Source organism: Bartonella sp. AA168HLJHH, from assembly GCF_042197365.1.
Taxonomy (GTDB): domain Bacteria; phylum Pseudomonadota; class Alphaproteobacteria; order Rhizobiales; family Rhizobiaceae; genus Bartonella.
Genome location: NZ_JBHIRS010000010.1, coordinates 1 through 22,246 on the forward strand (window position 1 = coordinate 1; position 22,246 = coordinate 22,246).

The window sequence follows — 22,246 nt, forward strand, 5'->3', positions numbered from 1 at the left end:
CTGTCTCACAATTTCTCCCTTCATGGTGATGTAAGTTATCAACAAAAGCTTCAGAAAACTGGTATAAGTGGTGCAAGTTTTTCAGGTGGCATACGCTATCAGTTTTAAAACAAAACTGTCAAAACAGCGTATTTCTTTTCTATGCATCAACAAAAAAGGCAGCAACAATATGCTGCCTTTTCGCTTTATAAGTTCTAATAACACTACACTATCCCTCCTTAAGAGAGCCCTTGCTTTTTCTACTGCCTGTAAAATCAACATCCACGCCCAACGCCGCAGCTGTTTAAAACAAAGTTTGAGACGCATCAGTGCTGTATTAGCAGCTCCAGCTTTTGTATGACAGATGGGAGCGAGGGTATTGCCTATTTCTGTTTGTGTAATCTCTGAAATAGGCAAACAGCCTAATTTAGGGAGAATATGGAGTTTTAAAGGTGAAAACAGTTTCCATCTTTACCATCATTTTTTAATTCAGCTTTACAACTTTCAAAAGCATCTAAGGCAATGTCTTTTAAATAATGGAAATTACGCATTGCCTCACGTTTTCGTTTCTCACGTTCTTTAATGGGATCATGACCATCACGAAGAACAGAGTGCTATTGGGAGGGGTGCCAATTCACGAGCTTGTTTTAAAGAGACATCTCTCAAAGCACCCAAGTCCATTTAGCGACAGCGCCCATGAATGGTATAACGATAAAGCCATTGAGCACCCCCATCTTTACGTTTGTGAAGGAGCAAGCCGGCACCATCATTATATTTTCCAGCTCGTGGGTGTTGCTAAAGCCCTTGGCTCTTGAGACGATTCATAAGAGCCATTTTTAGTCCTTTCTTATACATTTTTTACCCACACGCCAGCCCCGCTTGTGGTGTGCAAGAGAATGGTTTTTCTTGATTTAAGACAAACAGGTTTCAAATGAGAGAATCTTACGTTATTCAGAACTCTAACTCAATGAAATCAACGCTAAATTATCATTATAAATCAGCATATTATACCATTTTATCAAGATAAAAGATAAGGTATTTTTATCTAGAATATGTCACAAAGTATGCTGCCTTTTCGTACATGAAATCGATTTTTTCCTGAAGTGTTTTCTTTTCTACTTAAATACACTTTTCCTCCTCTTCACACGGATTGCGCAGCTATTCATCATCGAATTTGCCCATAAAGCTAAGCAAAGTGTATTTTTAGATAATATAAAGATAATAGCATTAAGAATAAATCTTAAAAAATAGAAGATTTCTTGCTTTTTCACTTATGGAAGTACAACAACTTTACCGTTCAATTATGCTCCTCTTTGAAGGTAGATATGGTGCTAATATGCACCATGGAGCTATCCAAGCAAAGATGATATTAGAAAAATGAAAAGTTAACCACTGCACATTTAAAACAGATAGGAAACCTACAGCCACTCTCATTCATTCCAAAGGATATAGAAAATGAAAAAAAACATATCGGATAAATAATCAATCATAGCTTATAATATAAGAGCATAACAGTGTTTTCATATGGCTACACTCTTCCCTTATGATATCTGGACAGCAAATATCTCTAAAACTTCTATAAAAATACTATTAAAGTTATGCTGTAAAAATGTTAATTGCCTCAACAATCATTTGTCAAAAATTTGCAAAAAATAGTCAGAGAACTAACCGTTTGAACCACAAACATGATTTGTATGCTAATGATTTGATTTTTAACGACTTTTAACATATTGATAATCTTAAAATTAAATCAGACAGCCTCCCCAGTTAGTCCGGATAAGTAGGTATCTAACAAAAACTATTGTTAGGACCGTAGAAGACCGTACCCCATCCTTGTATGAGAAAGTGAACTTCCTTAAAAAACTTTGATATTAATGATACTAAACAGATTGGTATTCATTTTCACCTTAATCCGATAGATTCTGCCGTTAAAGGTGCGTTTAGCACAATACACAATTATCTCACAATTTAACTCTCTATATTGATGTAAACTATCAAAAATTTTTTAAAAGACGTGTAGCCGAGACAAGTTTTTCTGATAGAATACGCTACCAATTTTAATATAAAATTATAAAAAATAAGCATATTAATCCGTTTACTATTAACAAAAAAACGGACTGTATTTTTTTGTTATTTACAATCTATTATAGCAATAAAATAATTTCTTTCTTTACGATGTGTTGTCGCTATCTATAAAGATTTCTTTACACTTCCATTGCTGGTTCTTCTAAACAAACAGTTTTGAGAAAATTAATGCATGAAAAGAAAATCTAACAACAAGCGCTTTATCTTTCACATACAAAACGCTCAAGAAAGCTAGTTTTTTCATTTATAAAATGAAATAACTCAATAAAGTTCTTTTTGTATCAATAAAAGATGTTTTAAATGAAATATTCAAAATATTGATTTATAATGATAATTTAGCGTTATTCTTATTGAATTAAAATCTTGAATATCGTAAATTTCTCTCATTTAAAATCTGTTCCATGTTGAACTAATCAAAATCATTCACTTACACATTACAAGCAGGGCTGGCGTGTGGAGAAAAGTTATATAAGAAAAGCCTGAGAATTCCTCTCATGAACTGTCTCAAGTGCCAAGGGCTTATCACAAATATTGGGCTAGCAAAATGTGTGACGGGCTTGCTCTTTTATTAAGCGTAAAGGTATCGGCTTGCTCCTTCGTAAGCGTAAATATGATGGGATTCTATGGCTTTAGCGTTATAGCATTCATGAACACCGTCGCGAAATGGGCTGTGCTTCCTTAGAAAAATGGACTTTGGTACCCTTATCTTTAAAGAAAACCTGTGAATAGCCCCCTCATCTCTTCTTCTTATAGCAGAAAAAATTTGCTGATCGTTTTGGTGAATGCATCAAATAATACATCTCAACGCTATAGAGCTTTTATAGCGATTATCTTTAATAGACAATTTTTAAATATCATACTTCATAGTGCTTTTAGCATAAGCTTAACCAAGCTAGGTTTTATGAAATCCACTTTTCTCGACTTTTTATGATCATGAAAAAAGTTTTTCTGAAGCAAAACTTCAAATCATAGAGAACACCATCAATATAATTCGTTTTGTTATTTACAATAAAAACATAATGATATAGAAACTGTCTGGGTACTTGCGCCATCAGGGGAATGAAGTAAGCATCAAAGCATACCAAATACTAAAGGCATATCTATGTGTAAGAAATATATTTATAAGAAAAATTTTTTGTTATGTACAATTGCTGGAACTTTGATTTTTTCTCATTTCGGTTCAACTTATGCAAATACATCAGCTCCTGAAACTCCTGGAATTTTGGGAAAGATTGAATTAAATAAGGGAGAAGAAAAGACTTTAAATAATGTTCTTGTCCGCGATAAAGGACCTGGAATATTAGCGCATGATAAAGCAGCTATCACAATTGTAAAATCAACAATACACACGGAAATGTCTGCACTTTCTGTATCAGCAGGTGGACGCATTCATGCTAAAGAAATTAAAGCAAATACAGTGTACAAAGGTTTAGAAACAAAGAATGGTATAATCAACGTTGAAGATTCAACCATAACCGTCCAACGAGGAGGTGCCGGTGGTATCGTTTTTTATGAAACAAAAGATTCTTCACTGAAAAGTGGAGAAAAAGTTGTCAATAAGGTTGTTCTTAGCAATACAAAACTTCTTGTGAAAAACGGTACCGGTATTCTTGGTCCCTACTGCTCAAGAGCCGTTGCTGAAGTTCAACTTAAAGACTCAGAAATTCGATCTGACGTATTATTGAGAAATAAAACGAAACGTAAATATTATGACAACGATACTCTTCCTGTAACTTTAGCATTAACCGCTGATAATTCAACAATAGAGGGACGAGCAAGAACTTTAAAAGTCAATACAACGGTTTTGACTCTGAATAACAAGAGCAAATGGTACTTAAAGACCTCTCAAGAGGAAGTCGATACTGACTTTAATGTGTTTAACTATGAGCTCAGTGATATTAAACAACGAGCCCTTTCTACCGTTTCAGTACTGAATCTTAATAATAGTTCTATCATATTTAAGACACCACAAGGGCGGGAAAAAGATCATTATCATACCTTGTATGTAGGGCGAACAGCTGAGGTTCGTAGACCTGAGGGAAGTACAATCCCCGATATAGAAAGCACTTATAATACAGTTTACAATGCCACAGGCGATGCAAAAATTTATTTTAATATTGAATGGAGTGATGGTCTAGTAAAAGAACAGCAAAAAGCTGACCGCCTCCTTATACATGGTGATGTATCAGGCAGCACAACAGTCCATATCAAGAACCTTGCGAAAGGTGAGATATTAAAAGCTGAAGATTCTGTTTCCTCAAATATGCGTGGTCTTTCACTCATTCAAGTTTCTGGAAATGCAAATGAAGGTTCCTTCAAACTTGCACACGGCTACACCACAATGGGGGGATTGCCCTATAAATATATACTCAAAGCCTATGGTCCAACATCCAGCAATGGGACAGCCGATAGCACACAAAGTCATTTTAGCGGAATATCACAAGAATCAAAAGAAAATACCCTCAAAGACTACACAATCTACACGATATCAGCATCAGGAACAATGATTGAAGGTGTTTCACCAAAAGAGAAAGAAGCGCAAAATACCGGTTCATCATCCCTTGGACAAGCAAACAACGCACAAAACATCTTGGAAAAAAATCAGAATTTCTGGGATTTTCGCTTGCAAAATGCGACTCTCGATAATGAAGGAAAGATCAGAGCTCTCGTTCCTCAAGTGGCAAGCTATTTGTCCATGCCTAACGCACTATTCTCAGCTGGACTGGCTGATATAAACAATCAAAACACTTTACTCAACTCGATGCAGGAAAACACCTTTGAGACAAAAGATCATAAAAACAAAGGAGTCTTCTTCTCGACTTATGGAAATAAGATGACATTATCCTCTCACCGTACGCCATTACAATATGGCTATGGTGCCGATATTCACTATGCAGCTTTACAGGCAGGCATTACATTAGCAACTCTAGAAGACCAAAACATGACCACTAATTTTGGTCTTTTAGGAACATATGGGAAATTAGCTTTCACCCCTAAAGACATGGAAGGTGCTGACAAGAGTACACTCAATAAATGGTCAATTACTGCATATAGTGGGCTGCGCCATAATAATGGGATATACATCCATGCACTCTTCTCCTATGGAATGCTCAAGGGAGATATCACCACAGCTCTCATAGGAAAGACTGCAGAGTTGAAAAATGCTGATACATTCAGTGCATCAGCAACCATTGGACAAAAGTTCGAAACCAGTAGGAAAGGATTGGTCTTTGAACCACAAGCACAACTTGTTTATCAACGCCTCATGCTTGGCACACTCTCAGATGTCGATGGCTTTGATGTGGATATGGGAAATCCTTATCAATACTTAGTGCGTGTCGGTGGACGCTTAACGCAAACGAAGCCTTCTATTGAAAACGGCGGTATTCTTTCTTTCTATGGTAAACTAAACGTTGTTAAAGCTTTTTCTAACAATGGTACGATACAGATTGGTGAACCATTCCACCTTGATTCTATAGGAGCGTCTGTTGAAGGTGGACTTGGTGTAAATGCACAATTATCACAAAATATCGCACTTTATGCTGATGTTAACTATCAATATAAGCTTCAAAAAACTGGTATATCCGGAGCAAGCTTTTCAGGCGGAATACGCTATCAGTTTTAAGAAAACGCAAAAAACAATTTATATTCTATTCATTTTAATAAAAGGCAGTGCAAATGTACTGCCTTTTTACAATCTATCGGAAAGAACCGTTAACAACTATTCTTTCTACCACCTTTCTTGAGCCAATTAATCTCACTCAAACCAAATGTAACAAAATCTGTTATCTCTAAATGAATACTGAATTCTCAAGAGAGCTGCCTTTTTGATTTATAAAAATCAAATGCTTTTAATAAAATTTTTGTATTTTAAAACACGTAATAAATAATTCTCTGTGTAAGAAAATCAATTAAAAGCTTTTTGTAAGCGCACAACAACAGCTTCTCCAAAAACTTTGTAGAGTTTTCATAACAACAGCCTTAAGCAACAAACATCCTTGCAAAATATTTTGTTTCTTAACACTTTTAAACGGAATACTGATCAATCTAGCTTTTCTGCAATTCATAGTTGCTCACTGCAATTTCTATTTTAAAAACTCTTCTAAAATCATTTTTTAAACGATAAAGAACAAAACGCAATATTTCGTTTTGTTGTTTACAATAAAAACATAATGATATAGAAACTGTCTGGGTACTTGCGCCATCAGGGGAATGAAGTAAGCATCAAAGCATACCAAATACTAAAGGCATATCTATGTGTAAGAAATATATTTATAAGAAAAATTTTTTGTTATGTACAATTGCTGGAACTTTGATTTTTTCTCATTTCGGTTCAACTTATGCAAATACATCAGCTCCTACAATGGTTATGGCTCGTGCGGATAAAGCAGGAGAAGAAAAAACCTTTAATAACGTTTTTATCCGCAGCGCATATACAACAGTGGTTGCTGATGACAAAGCCTTTATCACCATTACAAATTCAACAATGCGTTCAGACTCAAATTTATTTACCGCAACAACAGGTGGACGTATTCATGCTAAAAAAACTGTAGGAAAATCAAATTCTCGTGGTTTAGAAATTTCAAACGGCATCATCCATATTGAAGATTCAATCATAAATGTTTCCGGACATCACAAAAGTCGTGGTATCCTTTTTGATTACATCCCAAGTTCCCAAGTAAAAGAGGGCGAAAAAGTTATCAATAAAGCAATTCTTACCAACACAAAACTTCTTGTTGAAAATGGTATTGGTATTCTAGGACCAGATTATGCAAAATCTGTTGCTGAGGTAGAACTTAAAAGTTCAGAAATTCGTTCTGATATATTATTAAAAAATAAAATCCCAGAAAACTCAAAAGATATCGATCCTCGCACTTTTATATTAAGCGCTGACAATTCGATTATAGAAGGACGAGCAAAGACTTTACCTCAAAATACAACGATTTTTACTCTCAACAATAACAGCAAGTGGTCCCTAAAGATTAGTCAATTTGAAGTAGACAAAGAATTTGACAGCTCTAAAGGATACTTGCTCACTGATATTAAACAACGTGCACAGTCTATTGTCTCAGTATTGAACCTTAATAATAGCTCTATTATATTTAATGCGCCGCATAAACTAGCAGACAATCAGTATCAAACCTTGCATGTGGGAAAACAGCCAACAGCTGAAGCTGCAAAAGCAGAGCAAAACAGAAGCTTCGATGCAACAACGGTTTACAATGCATTGGGCAACGCAAGGATTTACTTTAATACCGAATGGAGTAATGGTCTTATAAAAGAACAACAAAAAACTGACCGTGTTCTCGTTCATGGTAATGTCTCAGGCACCACAACGATCTATTTCAACAATCTTTCAAAGCGTGCAGAACCATTCGATGATGATGAAGTTTCAATTCCTTTGAATGCGCGTGGTCTCTCACTTGTTCAGGTGTCTGGAAAAGCAGAGGAAGCCGCCTTCATGCTGGCAAATGGCTACACTACAATGGATGGATTGCCCTATAAATATGTATTAAATGGCTATGGACCAACATCCAACCGTGGGAGAGCTGACAAACAGCAAAGTCTCTTGCAAGAAAGTGAAGAGTTTTGGGATTTCCGTCTACAAAATGCGACTCTTGATGATGAAGGAAAAATCAAAGCTCTTGTTCCTCAAATGGCAAGCTATTTGGTTATGCATAATGCAGTATTCTCCTCTGGCTTGGCTGATATAAACAATCAAAATACACTGTTAGATAATATGCACTCAACAGTTTTTGGATTAGAAGGTCATAAACAAAAAGGGATATTTTTATCGACTTATGGCAACAAGATGACGTTATCTTCCAGCCGTAGTCCATTGGAATATGGTTATGGTGCTAATGTTCACTATGCTGCTATACAAACAGGCATGACATTAACAACGTTAGAAAATCAAAATATAACCGCGAATCTTGGTCTTTTAGGCACATATGGAAAGCTCGCTTTTACGCCAAAGGATATGGAAGGTTCTGACAAAAGCATACTAGATAAATGGTCCTTTACGGCATATGGGAATCTCCACCATGACAATGGTCTCTATATTAATGCACTTTTCTCCTACGGCATTTTAAACGGACATATTACAACAGCCCTTATCGGCAACACCACAGAATTAAACAATACGGATACATTAAATATATCAGCTACCGTTGGACAAAAACTAGCAACTGGTGTTGAAGGGGTGTCCTTTGAACCACAAGCACAACTTATTTATCAACATATTGCCTTTGGCACTCTTTCAGATATTGATGGCTTCCAAGTTAATATAAAGACCCCTCATCAATGGTTGGTCCGTATTGGAGGGCGTTTAACAAAAACAATACTTCCTATTGAAAAAGATCGTGTTCTTTCTTTTTATGGTAAATTGAATGTCATCAAAGCTTTTGGTGAGAAGCGTGCTATCCATGTTATGGAATCTTTCCATCTCGATTCTATGGGTTCTTCCCTTGAAGGTGGGCTTGGCATTAACGCGCAGCTTTCTAAAAATATCGCACTTCATGCTGACGTTAATTACCAACATAAACTTCAAAAAGCTGGGTTCTCTGGAATTAATTTTTCCGGAGGAATGCGTTATCGCTTTTAGAAATCTTAGCTCTCTATTTTGACGCATAAGCAGCGCTGAGATGAAAACAGTGCTGCTTAACTACATTACAAAAAACCGTAATGTGTCAAAAAGTGGTTCATTTTTAGCAAAACAAAGAAAATATCTTAAGGAACATCTTTATGCATAAGAATCTTTTGTTATGTACAGCCGCTTGTGCTTTATTTTTTTCTTCTTTTAACTTCACATCTACCAGCACCGCCTCTGCTCTAAGCCCCCAGGAACGCCATGCCATTGAAGGGATTATGAAATTACCTGAACAATATCACCGTGCTATTGATTTAATAAACACACCAACACAAGCAGAAAAAAATCTTGAAAAGATAGCCTCTGGCGCCATGATGGAAGATCATTCGCACTTCAACCAAGCACTTGATGCCGATAACCAACAGCGTGTTAATGCTGCACGCCAAGAATGGGTGAGCCAAGACAATCGTAATTGGTCTGAACTGCAAAATAAAGCAGAAATATTACATAAAGCAGCACAAGTGGATAGTGCTTTACAAGGACAAAACAAGGAACTTTCCAATACTTTACGCAAAGCAGTATTAGAGACTTTGAACAATAATGGAATAACCAACGTGGAGAGAAAAGAAAAAACATCCCCTCCTGCATCTGAAAAGAATAAACAACCTCTTATTGACTCCAGTACAAAACAAAGACGCGCTAGTGATAAATTACCACCCGCTCATGTTGTTGCCCAACACAAGGACAATTCATTCACAAGAACAGATCATGGAATGAGACAGCCTAAAATAAATGAAAATTCGCAATCTGATATTGATCCCCAAACAAACACCACTTCCTCGGAATCAAAAACAACTCTTAATACATCAGCAAAAGCGCATATGAATTTGCTCCCAAAGGTTGAGAATACTGCTAGCGCTGCGACAGAGAGCACCTCTAAACTTACAGATGATGATAAAGCAACCGCAGCTTCTACTTCTCTTGATGGAACAGAAAAAAGTACAACTCTTACACCACAAGGAGAAAGCTCTTTAACCATGCCTATTGCGATGTTTGCTGTTGGGTTTAGTGATGTCAACAATCAAAATATCTTGTTAGACAATATGCAAATAACAATGTTTGAACCCAAAGATCATCCAGAGAGAGGCGTTTTCTTATCCTCTTATGGCAATAAAAGCACCTTTTCTTCTAAGGTTCAAGCAGAACAAGATGGTGTTCAAGCAGATATTCACTATGCTGCATTGCAAGCAGGAGCAACACTAATAGCGCTAAAAGATCAAAATATCAGCAGCAACTTTGGTCTTTTCGGAACATATGGGAAATTATCTTTTACTCCTAAAAACAAGGAGAGCTTTCAAAAAAATATGTTTGATAAATGGTCACTCACCGCATATGGAAATATTCAGCATGACAGTGGCATCTATGCAAGTGCATTTCTCTCTTATGGAGTTTTCAAAGAAAATCACGCTACAGCTCTCATCAAACATACCTCAAAAGTGAAGAATAGTAAAACATTAGGAGCCGCTGCAACTGTTGGTCAAAAACTGTCAACCAGTTTGGAAGGTGTAATCCTAGAACCGCAAGCACAACTTGTTTATCAACGTCTCATGCTTGGTTCTTTATCAGATAGGAGCTCTTTCTCAGATGACGATAACTCTAAAATAGACATAAGTAATCCTTATCAATGGCTGCTCCGTATTGGCGGACGTTTAACGCAAAACAAAGGACATGCTGTTTCTTTCTACGGCAAACTGAACATGATCAAAACTTTTAGTAAAAATTTTCAGCTTGCAGCTATGGGATCTTTAATCGAAGGTGGTTTTGGTATTCACACACACTTATCACAAAATATTCAGCTTCATAGTGATCTCAGCTATCAACATAAATTCAAAAAAGCTGGCATCTCTGCAATAAATATTTCCGCTGGAATGCGCTATCACTTTTAAAAATACTTGTATTCCTTATCTTGAAATATGAAGAGATCTCATTATGTTTCGTTTTGTCTCTTACAAAAGAGACATAATGAGGTCAAAGTTTTACTTTTTATGAGAGAGGGGGAAATATTTTAGGAATACATCCATATGAAAAAAAGCTTCTTACTATACACAGTTTCCGGAGTTCTGTTTTGTTCTTCCACCAGTATGTCTTATGCTATTCATAGTACAAATCCATCAACAACGATAGATTCTTCTTCTCTACAACCTGCTCGTGTCAAGTCACAAATAAATCTATCCGGAGTTTTTGATCCGTATAAAGATCTATATGATGGAATCGGGCGAATTATGCCATCATATCCATCTTCAACCCCTAATGGCCTCCTTCCCCCTACAGCACCTAGCTCCACAAGAACGAGCGTAAGCCCTATTTCTACAGGAAGTAAACTTACAACGCCTACTTCTACAAGCACTCTACCTCCCAAAACACAACTTGAAGGAAATTCAGCTGGAAATATAATTTCTTCTTCAAAACAAAACTCTGATCTTAGTCAAGGAAGTACACAAACACCAAAGACTAAAGTTACAGAAGGTGTACAATCTAACCCTACAACACAAAACACTCCTATTATACAATCTTCAACAACAGGAATGGAAGCAAAATCTAGAAGACGTTCAGGGGCGCCCTCCTCTTCTGCAGACTCTTCCAGCGAAAAAACACTATCGAATTCTGCTGTGTCTTCACAGCCAGAACCTACACAACCTTCACCGAATTTACAACCAGCACTTACAAAGTCTGAACTTACAAGAACGGAACCTACAAAACCAACAACAGAGCAAATACCAACATCTAATGAACCAGAACTCGCACAGCCAATATCTTTAAGAGTAGAAACTGAAAAAACAACATTACTGGTACCACCAAAATCTGCAAAACCAGCGCCAGTGCAATCTTCATCTGCACAAAAAATATCTGAAAAATCAGAGATTGAAAAACCAATATCACCAATAAAACAACCTGAAAAGTCTACACAAATTGAGGATATAAGCGCTGGAGTTGAAGCTAAAAACGGTAAGACCATAACGCTACATAACAAAAAAATTCAAGACAATGGTTTTGCTGTACATGCAGAGGGAAATAATTCAAAAGTCAACATGATAGGGGGAACAGTTGATGCGCGTTTTGTTGCACTAAGCGTATCAGATGCTGGAGAAATTGATGCTACAGGCATTACTGTAACAGCAGAAACAGCTGGTTTGGTAAACATGGAGGGCACAATCAAACTTAAGGATTCAAGCGTCCATGTCACGGGAAATTATGAAGCAGACGGTATTATTTTCCGCAACAATCCGTATAATACCCCTAGAAAACGATATACACGCAATGCTGAAAGGAACACCAATGCCGTTCAAGAACAAGATGTAGCCAATATTGCTGATAAAGTAACCCTAGAGAATACAAAGCTTTTCGTTGAACATGGTAGCGGTATCAACCTTTATGGAACAGGCGTAAACGGGGAAGTCAACCTTAAAAATTCAGAAGTTCATGCCGATATTTTATTAAAAAATATCAAGAACGAAAGTGCCTCCACAAACACCATTACATTAGTTGCAGACCACTCTTCTTTAGAAGGTCGGGTAAGAACTTCTAAAGATAATAGAACAGTTTTTGATCTAAAAGAGAGGACTAAATGGCTTGTAAAGGCTAATAAAAATGCCACAAATAATGATAATATTTTAAATGACTATAGACAGTTTGGTGTTGATGAAAAATCATACTCTAATCTTTCTGAATTGCACCTTACAAACAGTGCCATTATGTTTGACAAGCCCATTGAGGGACATTATCAAACTCTGTTTATAGGACCTAATCTTTCGCAAGAAGACGAAACAACTCACACAGCAGCGATTTATAGTACAGCGGGTCTTGCAGAGATTTATGTAAACACTCAATGGGATAAACATTCTCCTATCACGGAACAACAAACTGATCGCATTGTGATTAATGGTGATGTCTCAGGAAGTACTGTTGTTCACATCAATCTCCAAACCGATAGCTCTGCTGTTTGGGAAGAGACGATGGCTTCACTTCCTTTAGGGACACATGGGATTTCAATCATTCAAGTTTCCGGACAAGCAAACGAAAATTCCTTCACGTTAGCAGGAAACTATATGACAATAGGGAAACAACCTTATAAATATATACTCACAGGCTATAAGCCTGGAACATCTCATGAGAGCCAAAATCTTTTTGGCAAGAAGAATAGTGATTTCTGGGATTTCCGCTTACAGAATGCCTACATTGATAAAGACAAAAAAGTTCGAGCCCTTTTACCACAGGTAGCAAACTATTTAACCATATCTAATACTTTATTTTCTGCTGGATTTACTGATGTAAACAATCAAAACACGTTGTTAGACAATATGCGAACAACAGTATTTGGGGCAAAAGACAATATAAAGAATGGTATCTTTTTCTCTTCCTACGGCGAGAAGGTCACCCTATCTTCCAACCGCGATCCACTGCACTATGGTTATGGTGCTGATGTAAACTATACTGCCTTACAATTAGGGGGCATATTAGCCGCCTTAGAAAGCAAAGACATAAGCGCATATTTTGGTCTTTTAGGAACGTACGGAAAGCTTGCCTTTACGCCAAAAGAGATGCAAGATTCTGAAAAGACAACGCTTGATAAATGGTCACTTACCGCTTATAGCGGCATCCAGCATAGCAATGGTATATATGTCAACGCTCTTCTTTCTTACGGAACCTTAAAAGGAAATATTACCACAGCTCTTGTTGGGAATGCCGCAAAATTGGATGGTACCGAGATGCTTAATATATCTGCAACCATTGGTCAGAAATTAGCAACCGATACAAAAGGGCTTGTCTTTGAACCACAAGCTCAATTCATTTATCAAAATCTCATGTTTGATATTTTCTCAGATACCAATGGCTTAAAAGTAGACATGGGCAATCCACATCAATGGTTGATCCGTTTTGGTGGACGTTTAACAAAAACGATAATGGCTGTTGAAGAAAACAAGGCTGTTTCCTTCTATGGTAAAATGAATGTTATCAGAACTTTTGGCGATGGTAAAACAATAAAAATTGCTGATACCTTTCATGTTGATCCTACCGGCTCTTCAGTTGAGGGAGGCATGGGGGTGAATGCATATCTTTCTCAAAATATCGTACTAAACGCCGATATCAGCTATCGGCAAAAACTGCAAAAAGCCGGTGTATCTGGCACCAATTTGTCTGGCGGGATACGTTATCGTTTCTAAAGCAGAAGTTAATTTTAACTTAAATAAAAAAGGCAGCACAAAGTGCTGCCTTTTTTATTTAAATTTATATATTTTTTTAAATTCTCAAAAATCATTATCACATCAAAGAAGATTTTGACTTATAATATTTCTTTTGCATATTGAATAAAAAACTAAACACCATAACATTCTCTCATCAAAATACCCCATGCATAAAATTTTATGTCTTATATTATCACCACACCTCAAGCGATGATGTTTTTACAGCACAACAGAATAAGCATTCATGCCGATTTAAAAAAGTCAGCCCCTTCTTCGCTGTGGACACTCTTATTTATTTTAGATGATGTGCATTTTATATACCTGCTATAAAGACTTAGTATCTGGTATAAATTCTTAAAGGCATGTTTTTCCTCTAAAATCTCAATGCTACAGCAGCTCCATTATAAGACAAGATATTGATTTATAAAGACAATTAATTGTTTTCCATGTTAAATGAGAATCCAGAATATCGTCAGATTCTTTCATTTTAGACCTGTTCCATGTTGAATCAACAAAAACCATATCTCTTACAAGTGACAAGGGAGAAGAGCCATAGGGATAAAAAACTATTAAGAAAGGATTAAAAATGCCTCTAATGAACTATCTCAAGTGCCAAGGGCTGTAGCAACATTGGGATCAAACAAAGAATATGACAGTGTTGAAAAATATAACAATATCAACTTGCTCTTTTATTAAGCATAAAGATGGTCGCGCCCTATAGATTTTATATTATTTCCACGGGAACTTTCTTATTATACCATTCACAAGCACCGTTGCATCAAAGATGTCGTTGCGCCGCCCCACAAACACCATCACGAAATAGACTTGAGAGCTTAGATATCTCTTTAAAACAAGGCCGTGAATTAGGAATAACAAATCCATTCTATTTTGAGTATTTTGTCGTGCATGAAGGACATGCCCGCAGTAAAAAACACAATAAAAAAAAGCGTGAAACAATGCGGAATCTTCATTATTTAACAGATAGTGCTTTAGATACTTTTGAAAGACATAAAGCTAAATTAAAGAACGGCGGAACAGAGGGAAGCTGATTTCTACCTCTTTATTCTTTCCCAATGAGATTGCCTCCCCATTTCAAATATTACGCCAACAAAGATATACGCACTATATCCACTCAGATCTGGATGCTCTCTCCAATCTGACATACAAAAACTAAAAACAGCAGAAGGAAATAATAAACCGCTTTAATTTTTATCTCAAGCCTATAGATTTAAACAACGAACCGCGTCATATCACCACACTTTAAAGGACAATATTCCATGAAGCTTATAGGCAATATTCATCACATACTCTTCATCATTCATGCTTTTTGCTGACTTGGTGGTTATGGCGGAGTGAACGCACCAGATCCCATCCCGAACTCGGCCGTGAAACACTCCAGCGCTGATAGTACTTTGCCTTAAGGCACGGAAGAGTAAGTCGCCGCCAGATCTGCTAAATGCAAGCAAAAGACTCAATGTATAAACCTTACATTACCACACCCCCAAGGAAGCTGTTTTTAAGGCATCACAGGCTGGTCTAAATATTCTCTTGATCGCGCCTCTCCCTAAACTAAAAAATGAAGCTCCCTATTAACTCAGTCTGCAAACAATTCTCTGTAAATAATCCGCCTTCTCTGAATTCTCTTCTAGCCAGCTTCTCACCGCATGCGGTTCACATCACGACACCTTAAAAGACATTGTTTTAAGAACAGCGTTTTACAGTACATCAGGATAATAATTTAAATACCAAAATGCGCTTAAAACAAGTCTACTCACTAAACGCACTATTTATCCAAATCAACTGCCCTACCTAATCATTGTCATGACTTAGAACAGCCCGTATTAATCAGATTTGAATTTATTCCTCTATTTCTTTTGCACGTCCAGATAGCTGTATAGCTCTAGAAAGATCATTAACTGCATTTAAATGTGTTTGAAGTAATTCACTATTACGCTGTAATTTTTCTTGTAAATCAGACAACAAACTTTCAACCTCATGCTCAATATCTTGATTCATATAGCGCTTCACATCACTCATGGATTTATTAAGATCACGCAAACCACGTATTTTACGCAAATTTATTTCTTCGTAATCTGGAACACCACTGCTCTCTAGCATATTGCTTTCATAATCAACAACTTGAGCTAATCCTTTAACAGCAGCAACAAATTTTGTCATCGCCCAATCACGATCAATAAGGTTGTTATCAAGAACTTTTGCTTTTGCCGCAAAACTATCATCACCATATTGCACTACAGACATTTTTACTTCCCCTTCAACACTATTGTTCAATCTTACTTTACAAATGAGGGAGACTAAACAGGTTCTCTTCAATGCTGATACACTCAACCAAGCTCGTGGTGCAAACATTGCTCAAACAACAGCACGACAATCCTTCAAAGCGTATACCACTTCAACTTTCAACGCGTTCTCTCAAATATTTTTCTTGCTTTGCTCCAAAACCATCATTGCGGCTATACTAATCCATAAAAACGCTATAGACTTAAACCTTACAGCAATATCGAAATTTCCATATTTGCTCTGTCTATTTCGCCTTGCCGATTTTATCTTTGCCGATTTTATCACGAGCTCATCTTCAACAGAAAATAACAATGCTTTCACGACAACTTCAGCCACAAAAAATATCTGCCGACAAAAAACCGCAGCCTATCTTGCAGCATATAAAGACGTAAGCCCATTAAAAATTTCAGCATTTTACTGATAGAAGCACTTTACCCTCCATAACCTTATGGCTCTCTCTGCACTTAAACTTGTATACCTTCCAGCACCCCATAAGATGGCGCCCGACAAGATCAGTTTGCACCCAATCAAAAGGACACCCCCTCTCCCATGCTCTTTCTGCACACATGCAGTATTTCGCATAAAACACAAAAAGAATGTTCTTTTGAACAGATCAGCCATACAGCAATATAAAAAAAGACACCTTCAAATAGCTAAACAGCCATCAATCTTCCTTTTTTAAATTATCATTCGCTTTTCTTTGCAATGAATGACTATATAAGATTTTTTGAACCTTTTCAAGAGTTTCTTAGCCAATCAGTTCGATACGTCTTCAATCGCATATTCACGCGCTTGTTTTAAAGAAATATCTCTTAAGTACACCCAAGCCTATTTCGCACCGCGGCCCATCAATGGTATAATGATAAATCTTCCATGACATGTATAAAATCCATTGAGCACTTTCCATCTTTACGCTTAATAAAAGAAGCAAGCCAGCACCATCACATATTTTTCTAACCCCCTATGTTCTGATACCCTTGGCACTTGAGACGGTTCATAAAGCATGGCCTTTCTTGTACAATTTCTCTGCGCATGGGAGCTCCCTGCTTGTAACTGCAAAAGACATTGTTTTGGTTAATTCACCACGAAACAGATTTGGAATGAAAAATTTTCCAGTATTAAGGGATCTAATTCAAGTTGAATAACGATAGATTATCATCTATAAATCAAAATATTATCCAATGCATAATGCTTAACGCTCCCCCCATTGATATTTTCAGAATTTTCACAGCATCTTCTTACAGATTATTTCATTCCATAACACAGTTTGCTCTTAATATCGCGACTTTACATGCGCTACTGGTATAAAAACAGAGAAACAATCATTTTATAATCAAGGTACAATTTTTGTTTACGATCTTTCTCTCGTTTTCAACCTTTTAAATGCAGCTCTTCTCTTTCATAATCATCACATTTCAAATATATTCCATGTTGAATAAATTAAAATCACTTGCTTGCACATCACAAACAACGCTCTGATATGTTGATAAAATACGCTGAAAGAAAAAGACTTCTCATGAACCTTAGCAAATGCCAAGAACTATAATAAACATTGGAAGCAAGCCTACGATGATTGTGACTTGCTCTTTCATAAGTATAAAGATGATAGCATTTTATAGATTTTTATATTATTCAAAGTTTATATTATTTCACGAGAGCTTTACTGTTATACTATTCACATTTACCGTTATAACATTTACGAATGTCATCGTAAAATGTCTTTCGTGTGCGTTAAGAGATATTTCTTTAAAACAAGTACATAAATATGCAATACAAATATACTAATATACAACATAAGTATATTTCGTTTGGAGCGTTCTTTACTTTTGTGCAAAACATGCCCCATTAGAGCAGCATTAACCAATCTTGCTATGAGATAAACGATCAGAAAACATTTTTATCTTCCGCCGCTCACCTTAAAGGACTAAGATCTTAACTCAATCGGCTCTGTACGCAGTCCGAATTTTTGTCAAACGATCTTCTCCTAACTTTCCCCTCATCTGATTCACTTAAACGAAAAGCTCAACAAATAAACCTACGAATATTCATCGTACACTAAAAAATACTTAAACGTTCCAAGAAAACTTATATGTCTTATATTACCGTTATAAATGACAGTGCTTTATAGCATAACAGGATAAAAAAGTTTCCAGCAACACAAAACTTACAAAATCAATCAATAGTCTTTTTAAAGCTTTCTTTTTTAGGATTCACAATACTCCAACTCCTTAAGCTTTTATAAAAAAAGGAACGATTTTAAGCTTGCCGAATATGTTGTATCAGCATATATTACAGATTGTAACATATTGTTATTCATAAAATCACCTCAAAAAGAACAGAAAGAGGTTTTTATGGCTGATCTCGTAAAAGCCGCTATGCTTTATTCAACCTTGATTATCACCATCAATACTTTTGTTGTTATTTTAGTTCTCGTAATAGAAATATACTAAGCATACTCTCTTGGCTTTTTATAATCTGTGCAAATGAGCATCTTAATTTCACATAAGAGCAAAGCAGAATTTTAATTCTACAGATAAACCACACACCTAATTTCAAACATGGCTTGCAACTATTTGAGTATAAACTCTGCTTTTTATATGCATTTTTAACCATCAGTGTCCGTCTTTTCACGCTATCTTGAATCTCAACTTCACTCCCAGCTTAAAAAACGAAATTTTCTATCAGATCCGATCTGTAAATAATTTGTCTCCTTATTGAGTAAGTTCCCCCCTTCAGGGCATATCACAACTCTAAAGAATAATATTTCATGAAGCTTATGATAAATCTATTGAACACCATCTTTACCCTTATGAAAGAATAAACCAGCAGCATCACACACTTTTTCAGCCCCAAATGTTGCCAACAAACCTTTAGCACTTGAGATAATTCATAAGAGGCATTTTTACGTCTTTCTTCAACAGTTTTTATCCACACGGCTCTCCCCGCTTGTACCATGCAAGAAGATGGTTTTAATTAATTCAACCGAGAACAGATTTGGAATAAGAGAAGCTTACGTTATTCGAGATCCTTATTCAACATAAAATAATTAAATTATTTTTATAAATCAAAGTGTTATTCAGAAAAACATTCATCACACACTCGAGAACAAAAAACACCTCATACGTAAAGTTTTATATGCGCTCCACCGCTCAACATGATAATATCACAACACAATTAAGATAAAAAAATAACAAGGAAAACCCTTGTAAACTCAGAAAAGAGAGGAGAAAAATGAAAAGATGTGGAGAGCGCTCAATTCCTCACACATCCAGCAAAACCGTCCTAGCAAAACTGTCTCACAACTTAACTAATGTTATAATATTCTCAAATCAAAAGAAATTTTTTAAAAATAGTTTGAGAAAAACATTTGAGTATGAAACGATAATAATTCTATTCTGAATGTTTTTCTCTTTATTAAAACAGAGAAAGTAATTTCCAAACAAATGTTTCCTCCTAATTTTTCCGAAATTAGCCGCAACACTTAAAGACGATCTTAGTGTGATGAAACATTTATTTGTGATAAAGGCAAAAAAACACCCCAAAGATAGATTTAATCTCATATTTTAAATACATATAACCAAAACATTAAAAAATTAGCAGTAACACGTAACAACTCATTGGGAGGCAATACTATCTACAATTGAAAGCACTTTTGGGCTGAACAAATGACAGTATAGCATACGTTTACACAAAGAGTACTGATCGTAAACAACTAATTCTTGAAGCCATAAAAAGACTCTCTAAAAGTTAGAGAGAGCCTAAAAACGCAATAGAATCAAGAACTAAACAATTCCTTATTTATTGAACTGTATGTTTTTAATTAATGCCAAACATAAGTTCCATATATGCTTGTCTGGCATGTTGGCAATTTTTAGATTTCTCCATAGAAGATTGATCCAGCTTTTCACATTTTTTTGCCCACTCTTCAAGTAATATTTTATCTTTCTTAAATTCCGCTACGCTGTAGTTTTTTTCGCAACCAGCAACGACAAGTCCAGTACAAAGCAGCAATGCTGTAATAATAACTTTATTCATGATTTAATTCCCTTCCTTTTTCTCTTCAGTTTTTTTCTCGTCATCATGTACAAAGCTTGAACCAGGCCAATCTCGGGCATGAACTTCACGATACGCTTTATCTGCATTTTTACAATTTTGAGAATCTAAATCCTCTGATATCATGCATTTCATTGCCCATTGCTCGAGTAATTTGGGATCCTTCTTAAATTCCGCTACGCTATAAGTTTTTTCACAACCAGCAACGACAAGTCCAGTACAAACCAGCAATGCTGTAATAATGGCTTTATTCATCAATAAAATTCCCCTTTTTTCAAATTTACAAAGTTTAGGACACAATTTAGGGCCTTAAAAAAAGTTCTACATATGCTTGTCGAAGGTTTTTACAATTTTGAGAGGATTTGAGCGGTGAATCATCGTTCTCACATTTCTTTGCCCATTCCTCGTATAATTTTTCATTTGTTTTAAATTCTTTTACACTATAAGTTTTTTCACAACCAGTAACAGCAAGTCCAGTACAAAGCAGCAATGCTGTAATAATGACTTTATTCATAATTTAATTCCCTTCCTTTTTATCTTCAGTTTTTTCTTGGTCGTCCTTTCCAGAGCCAAAAATTCCCCATTTTTTACGTGTCTCTAATTCAGCTTGTTCTGCGTTTTTACAATTTTTTGAATCAAAACTTCCTGCAATAAAACATTTCTCTAACCACTGATTGAGTAATTTGGGATCTTTCTTAAATTCCGCTACGCTATAAGTTTTTTCACAACCAGAAACGACAAGTCCCACGCAAAGCAGCAGCGCTGTTATAATGGCTTTATTCATCAATAAAATTCCCCTTTTTTCAAATTTACAAAGTTTAGGACACAATTTAGCACCCGATTAAAATTGTACATTCGGTTCATTGTGCATTTTCAAAAATTTAAAAATCTACTTCTGTACGCGATTTTTCCCAACCTATGATGATAAATCGCGTACAAAGAAAAATACCGCTATCAATATATTTTTTATGATTTAATTGTTATCCTGCTTTTTTTCAGTTTCATTCCCCTTTTTGCTACTTTCACGAAGTTCCTTTGCAAGATTTCTATAATGCTCTTGAAAAAGTTCCATATCGGCTTGCATGACATTTTGACAATTCTTGGTTTCAAAAGCAGAGGGGCCCATTTTATCGCATTTCTTTCCCCATTCTTGCATCAATTTTTTATCTTTCTTAAACTCTGCTACGCTATAAGTTTTTTCACAACCAGAAACGACAAGTCCCACGCAAAGCAGCAGCGCTGTTATAATGATCTTGTTCATGATTTAACCCCTCTCTTTGTTTTATATTTTATTAACAATATCTTTGGGTTCACATCCCCTCCTATATTGTGACCTTGCGTCTAATTTTCCTTTGCAAATACGCACATTTTCAACGCAAACATGTTAAATCATGAGAGCCGCTTTCATTTATCAGACTTGCATTTGTAACATTATCTGCACGGCAGCTCTTTGTATTTGAAGTGTTAAAACTTCAGCAAAAATTCTGATATCTTGACATTCTCAAAAAGCTTTTTAATCATTTTTTTTCCTTCAAGAACCTCTTGGTAACGAGAAGCAGCACGATTTCTTACCCCAAATTCGTCATGCCTATACCCATTGCAAATTCCCTGCAAACGAAAGAATACAGCTTTTAGTCAACTAATTGCGCTCTTATCATTTCTAAACCACCGGAAAAGAAAGAAAGCTTTAAGTCCCCTGCACTTTTTAAAAGCCAATAGAAATGCTAAAAAAGCAATCTTATACATTCCAATTGAAGAAAAAAGCCTATTGCCTTGCGTACCATTACAGCTGGCATTAACTATTTAAGACTATAAAATCATATAAATGTAAGAAATATTGTCTATAATATGCTCAATGAATTCTTTTGTTTATTAGGAAAAATTATAGCGCGTCAATATCAGTAAATTTTACTTATTTTTATCCCCCCCTTTATAAACATGAATATAATTTAATAAAACGGATTACTGCATAACAGAAAAAAATAATCAACGCTAC

General features: G+C 35.8%; 12 protein-coding genes, 1 rRNA gene and 1 pseudogene. 6 read left to right on the forward strand and 8 right to left on the reverse strand.

Translation table 11 applies throughout. From position 1 onward, the window contains the following. Positions 1–219: 219 nt before the first annotated feature. Positions 220–813 (reverse strand): annotated as a pseudogene (locus ACFINM_RS06830) (integrase arm-type DNA-binding domain-containing protein); the annotation flags it as partial. A gap of 2,353 nt (positions 814–3,166) precedes the next feature. On the opposite strand from ACFINM_RS06830, the gene ACFINM_RS06835 reads away from it, so the two are divergent. From ACFINM_RS06835 to rrf, 6 genes are all read left to right on the forward strand, one after another. Continuing rightward, positions 3,167–5,689, forward strand: a complete 2,523-nt coding sequence (locus ACFINM_RS06835; RefSeq protein WP_375640957.1) for an autotransporter outer membrane beta-barrel domain-containing protein — start codon at positions 3,167–3,169, stop codon at positions 5,687–5,689. A gap of 630 nt (positions 5,690–6,319) precedes the next feature. Continuing rightward, complete coding sequence (locus ACFINM_RS06840; RefSeq protein ID WP_375640958.1) at positions 6,320–8,668, forward strand: autotransporter outer membrane beta-barrel domain-containing protein; 2,349 nt, start codon at positions 6,320–6,322, stop codon at positions 8,666–8,668. A 140-nt stretch (positions 8,669–8,808) separates the two neighbouring features. Continuing rightward, the gene (locus ACFINM_RS06845) at positions 8,809–10,599 is read left to right on the forward strand and encodes an autotransporter outer membrane beta-barrel domain-containing protein (protein WP_375640959.1); all 1,791 of its coding nucleotides are present in this window, start codon (positions 8,809–8,811) and stop codon (positions 10,597–10,599) included. A 135-nt stretch (positions 10,600–10,734) separates the two neighbouring features. Beyond that, complete coding sequence (locus ACFINM_RS06850; protein ID WP_375640960.1) at positions 10,735–13,875, forward strand: autotransporter outer membrane beta-barrel domain-containing protein; 3,141 nt, start codon at positions 10,735–10,737, stop codon at positions 13,873–13,875. Between the two features lie 725 nt (positions 13,876–14,600). Then, the gene (locus tag ACFINM_RS06855) at positions 14,601–14,945 is read left to right on the forward strand and encodes a hypothetical protein (RefSeq protein ID WP_375630160.1); all 345 of its coding nucleotides are present in this window, start codon (positions 14,601–14,603) and stop codon (positions 14,943–14,945) included. 285 nt (positions 14,946–15,230) lie between these two features. Continuing rightward, positions 15,231–15,345: ribosomal RNA gene (gene rrf, locus ACFINM_RS06860) — 5S ribosomal RNA — on the forward strand. A gap of 408 nt (positions 15,346–15,753) precedes the next feature. Here the strand turns inward: rrf and ACFINM_RS06865 are convergent. From ACFINM_RS06865 to ACFINM_RS06895, 7 genes are all read right to left on the reverse strand, one after another. After that, on the reverse strand, positions 15,754–16,158 hold the full coding sequence (locus ACFINM_RS06865; protein WP_273790974.1) for a flagellar protein FlgN: 405 nt from the start codon (positions 16,156–16,158) through the stop codon (positions 15,754–15,756). A 171-nt stretch (positions 16,159–16,329) separates the two neighbouring features. After that, entirely contained in the window at positions 16,330–16,533 is a 204-nt protein-coding gene (locus ACFINM_RS06870; RefSeq protein WP_375640961.1) for a hypothetical protein, read from the reverse strand. 3,480 nt (positions 16,534–20,013) lie between these two features. Next, entirely contained in the window at positions 20,014–20,232 is a 219-nt protein-coding gene (locus tag ACFINM_RS06875; protein WP_375621545.1) for an EexN family lipoprotein, read from the reverse strand. Between the two features lie 3 nt (positions 20,233–20,235). Then, the gene (locus ACFINM_RS06880; RefSeq protein WP_375621544.1) at positions 20,236–20,505 is read right to left on the reverse strand and encodes an EexN family lipoprotein; all 270 of its coding nucleotides are present in this window, start codon (positions 20,503–20,505) and stop codon (positions 20,236–20,238) included. A gap of 46 nt (positions 20,506–20,551) precedes the next feature. Continuing rightward, a complete protein-coding gene (locus ACFINM_RS06885) occupies positions 20,552–20,764 on the reverse strand; it encodes an EexN family lipoprotein (protein WP_375621543.1) in 213 nt (70 codons plus the stop codon). Positions 20,765–20,767: 3 nt separating this feature from the next. Next, positions 20,768–21,034 (reverse strand): EexN family lipoprotein, encoded by a 267-nt coding sequence (locus ACFINM_RS06890; protein WP_375640962.1) that lies wholly within the window; start codon positions 21,032–21,034, stop codon positions 20,768–20,770. A 189-nt stretch (positions 21,035–21,223) separates the two neighbouring features. Beyond that, positions 21,224–21,511, reverse strand: coding sequence for an EexN family lipoprotein (locus ACFINM_RS06895; protein WP_375621541.1), 288 nt, complete (start codon positions 21,509–21,511; stop codon positions 21,224–21,226). Positions 21,512–22,246: the final 735 nt, after the last annotated feature.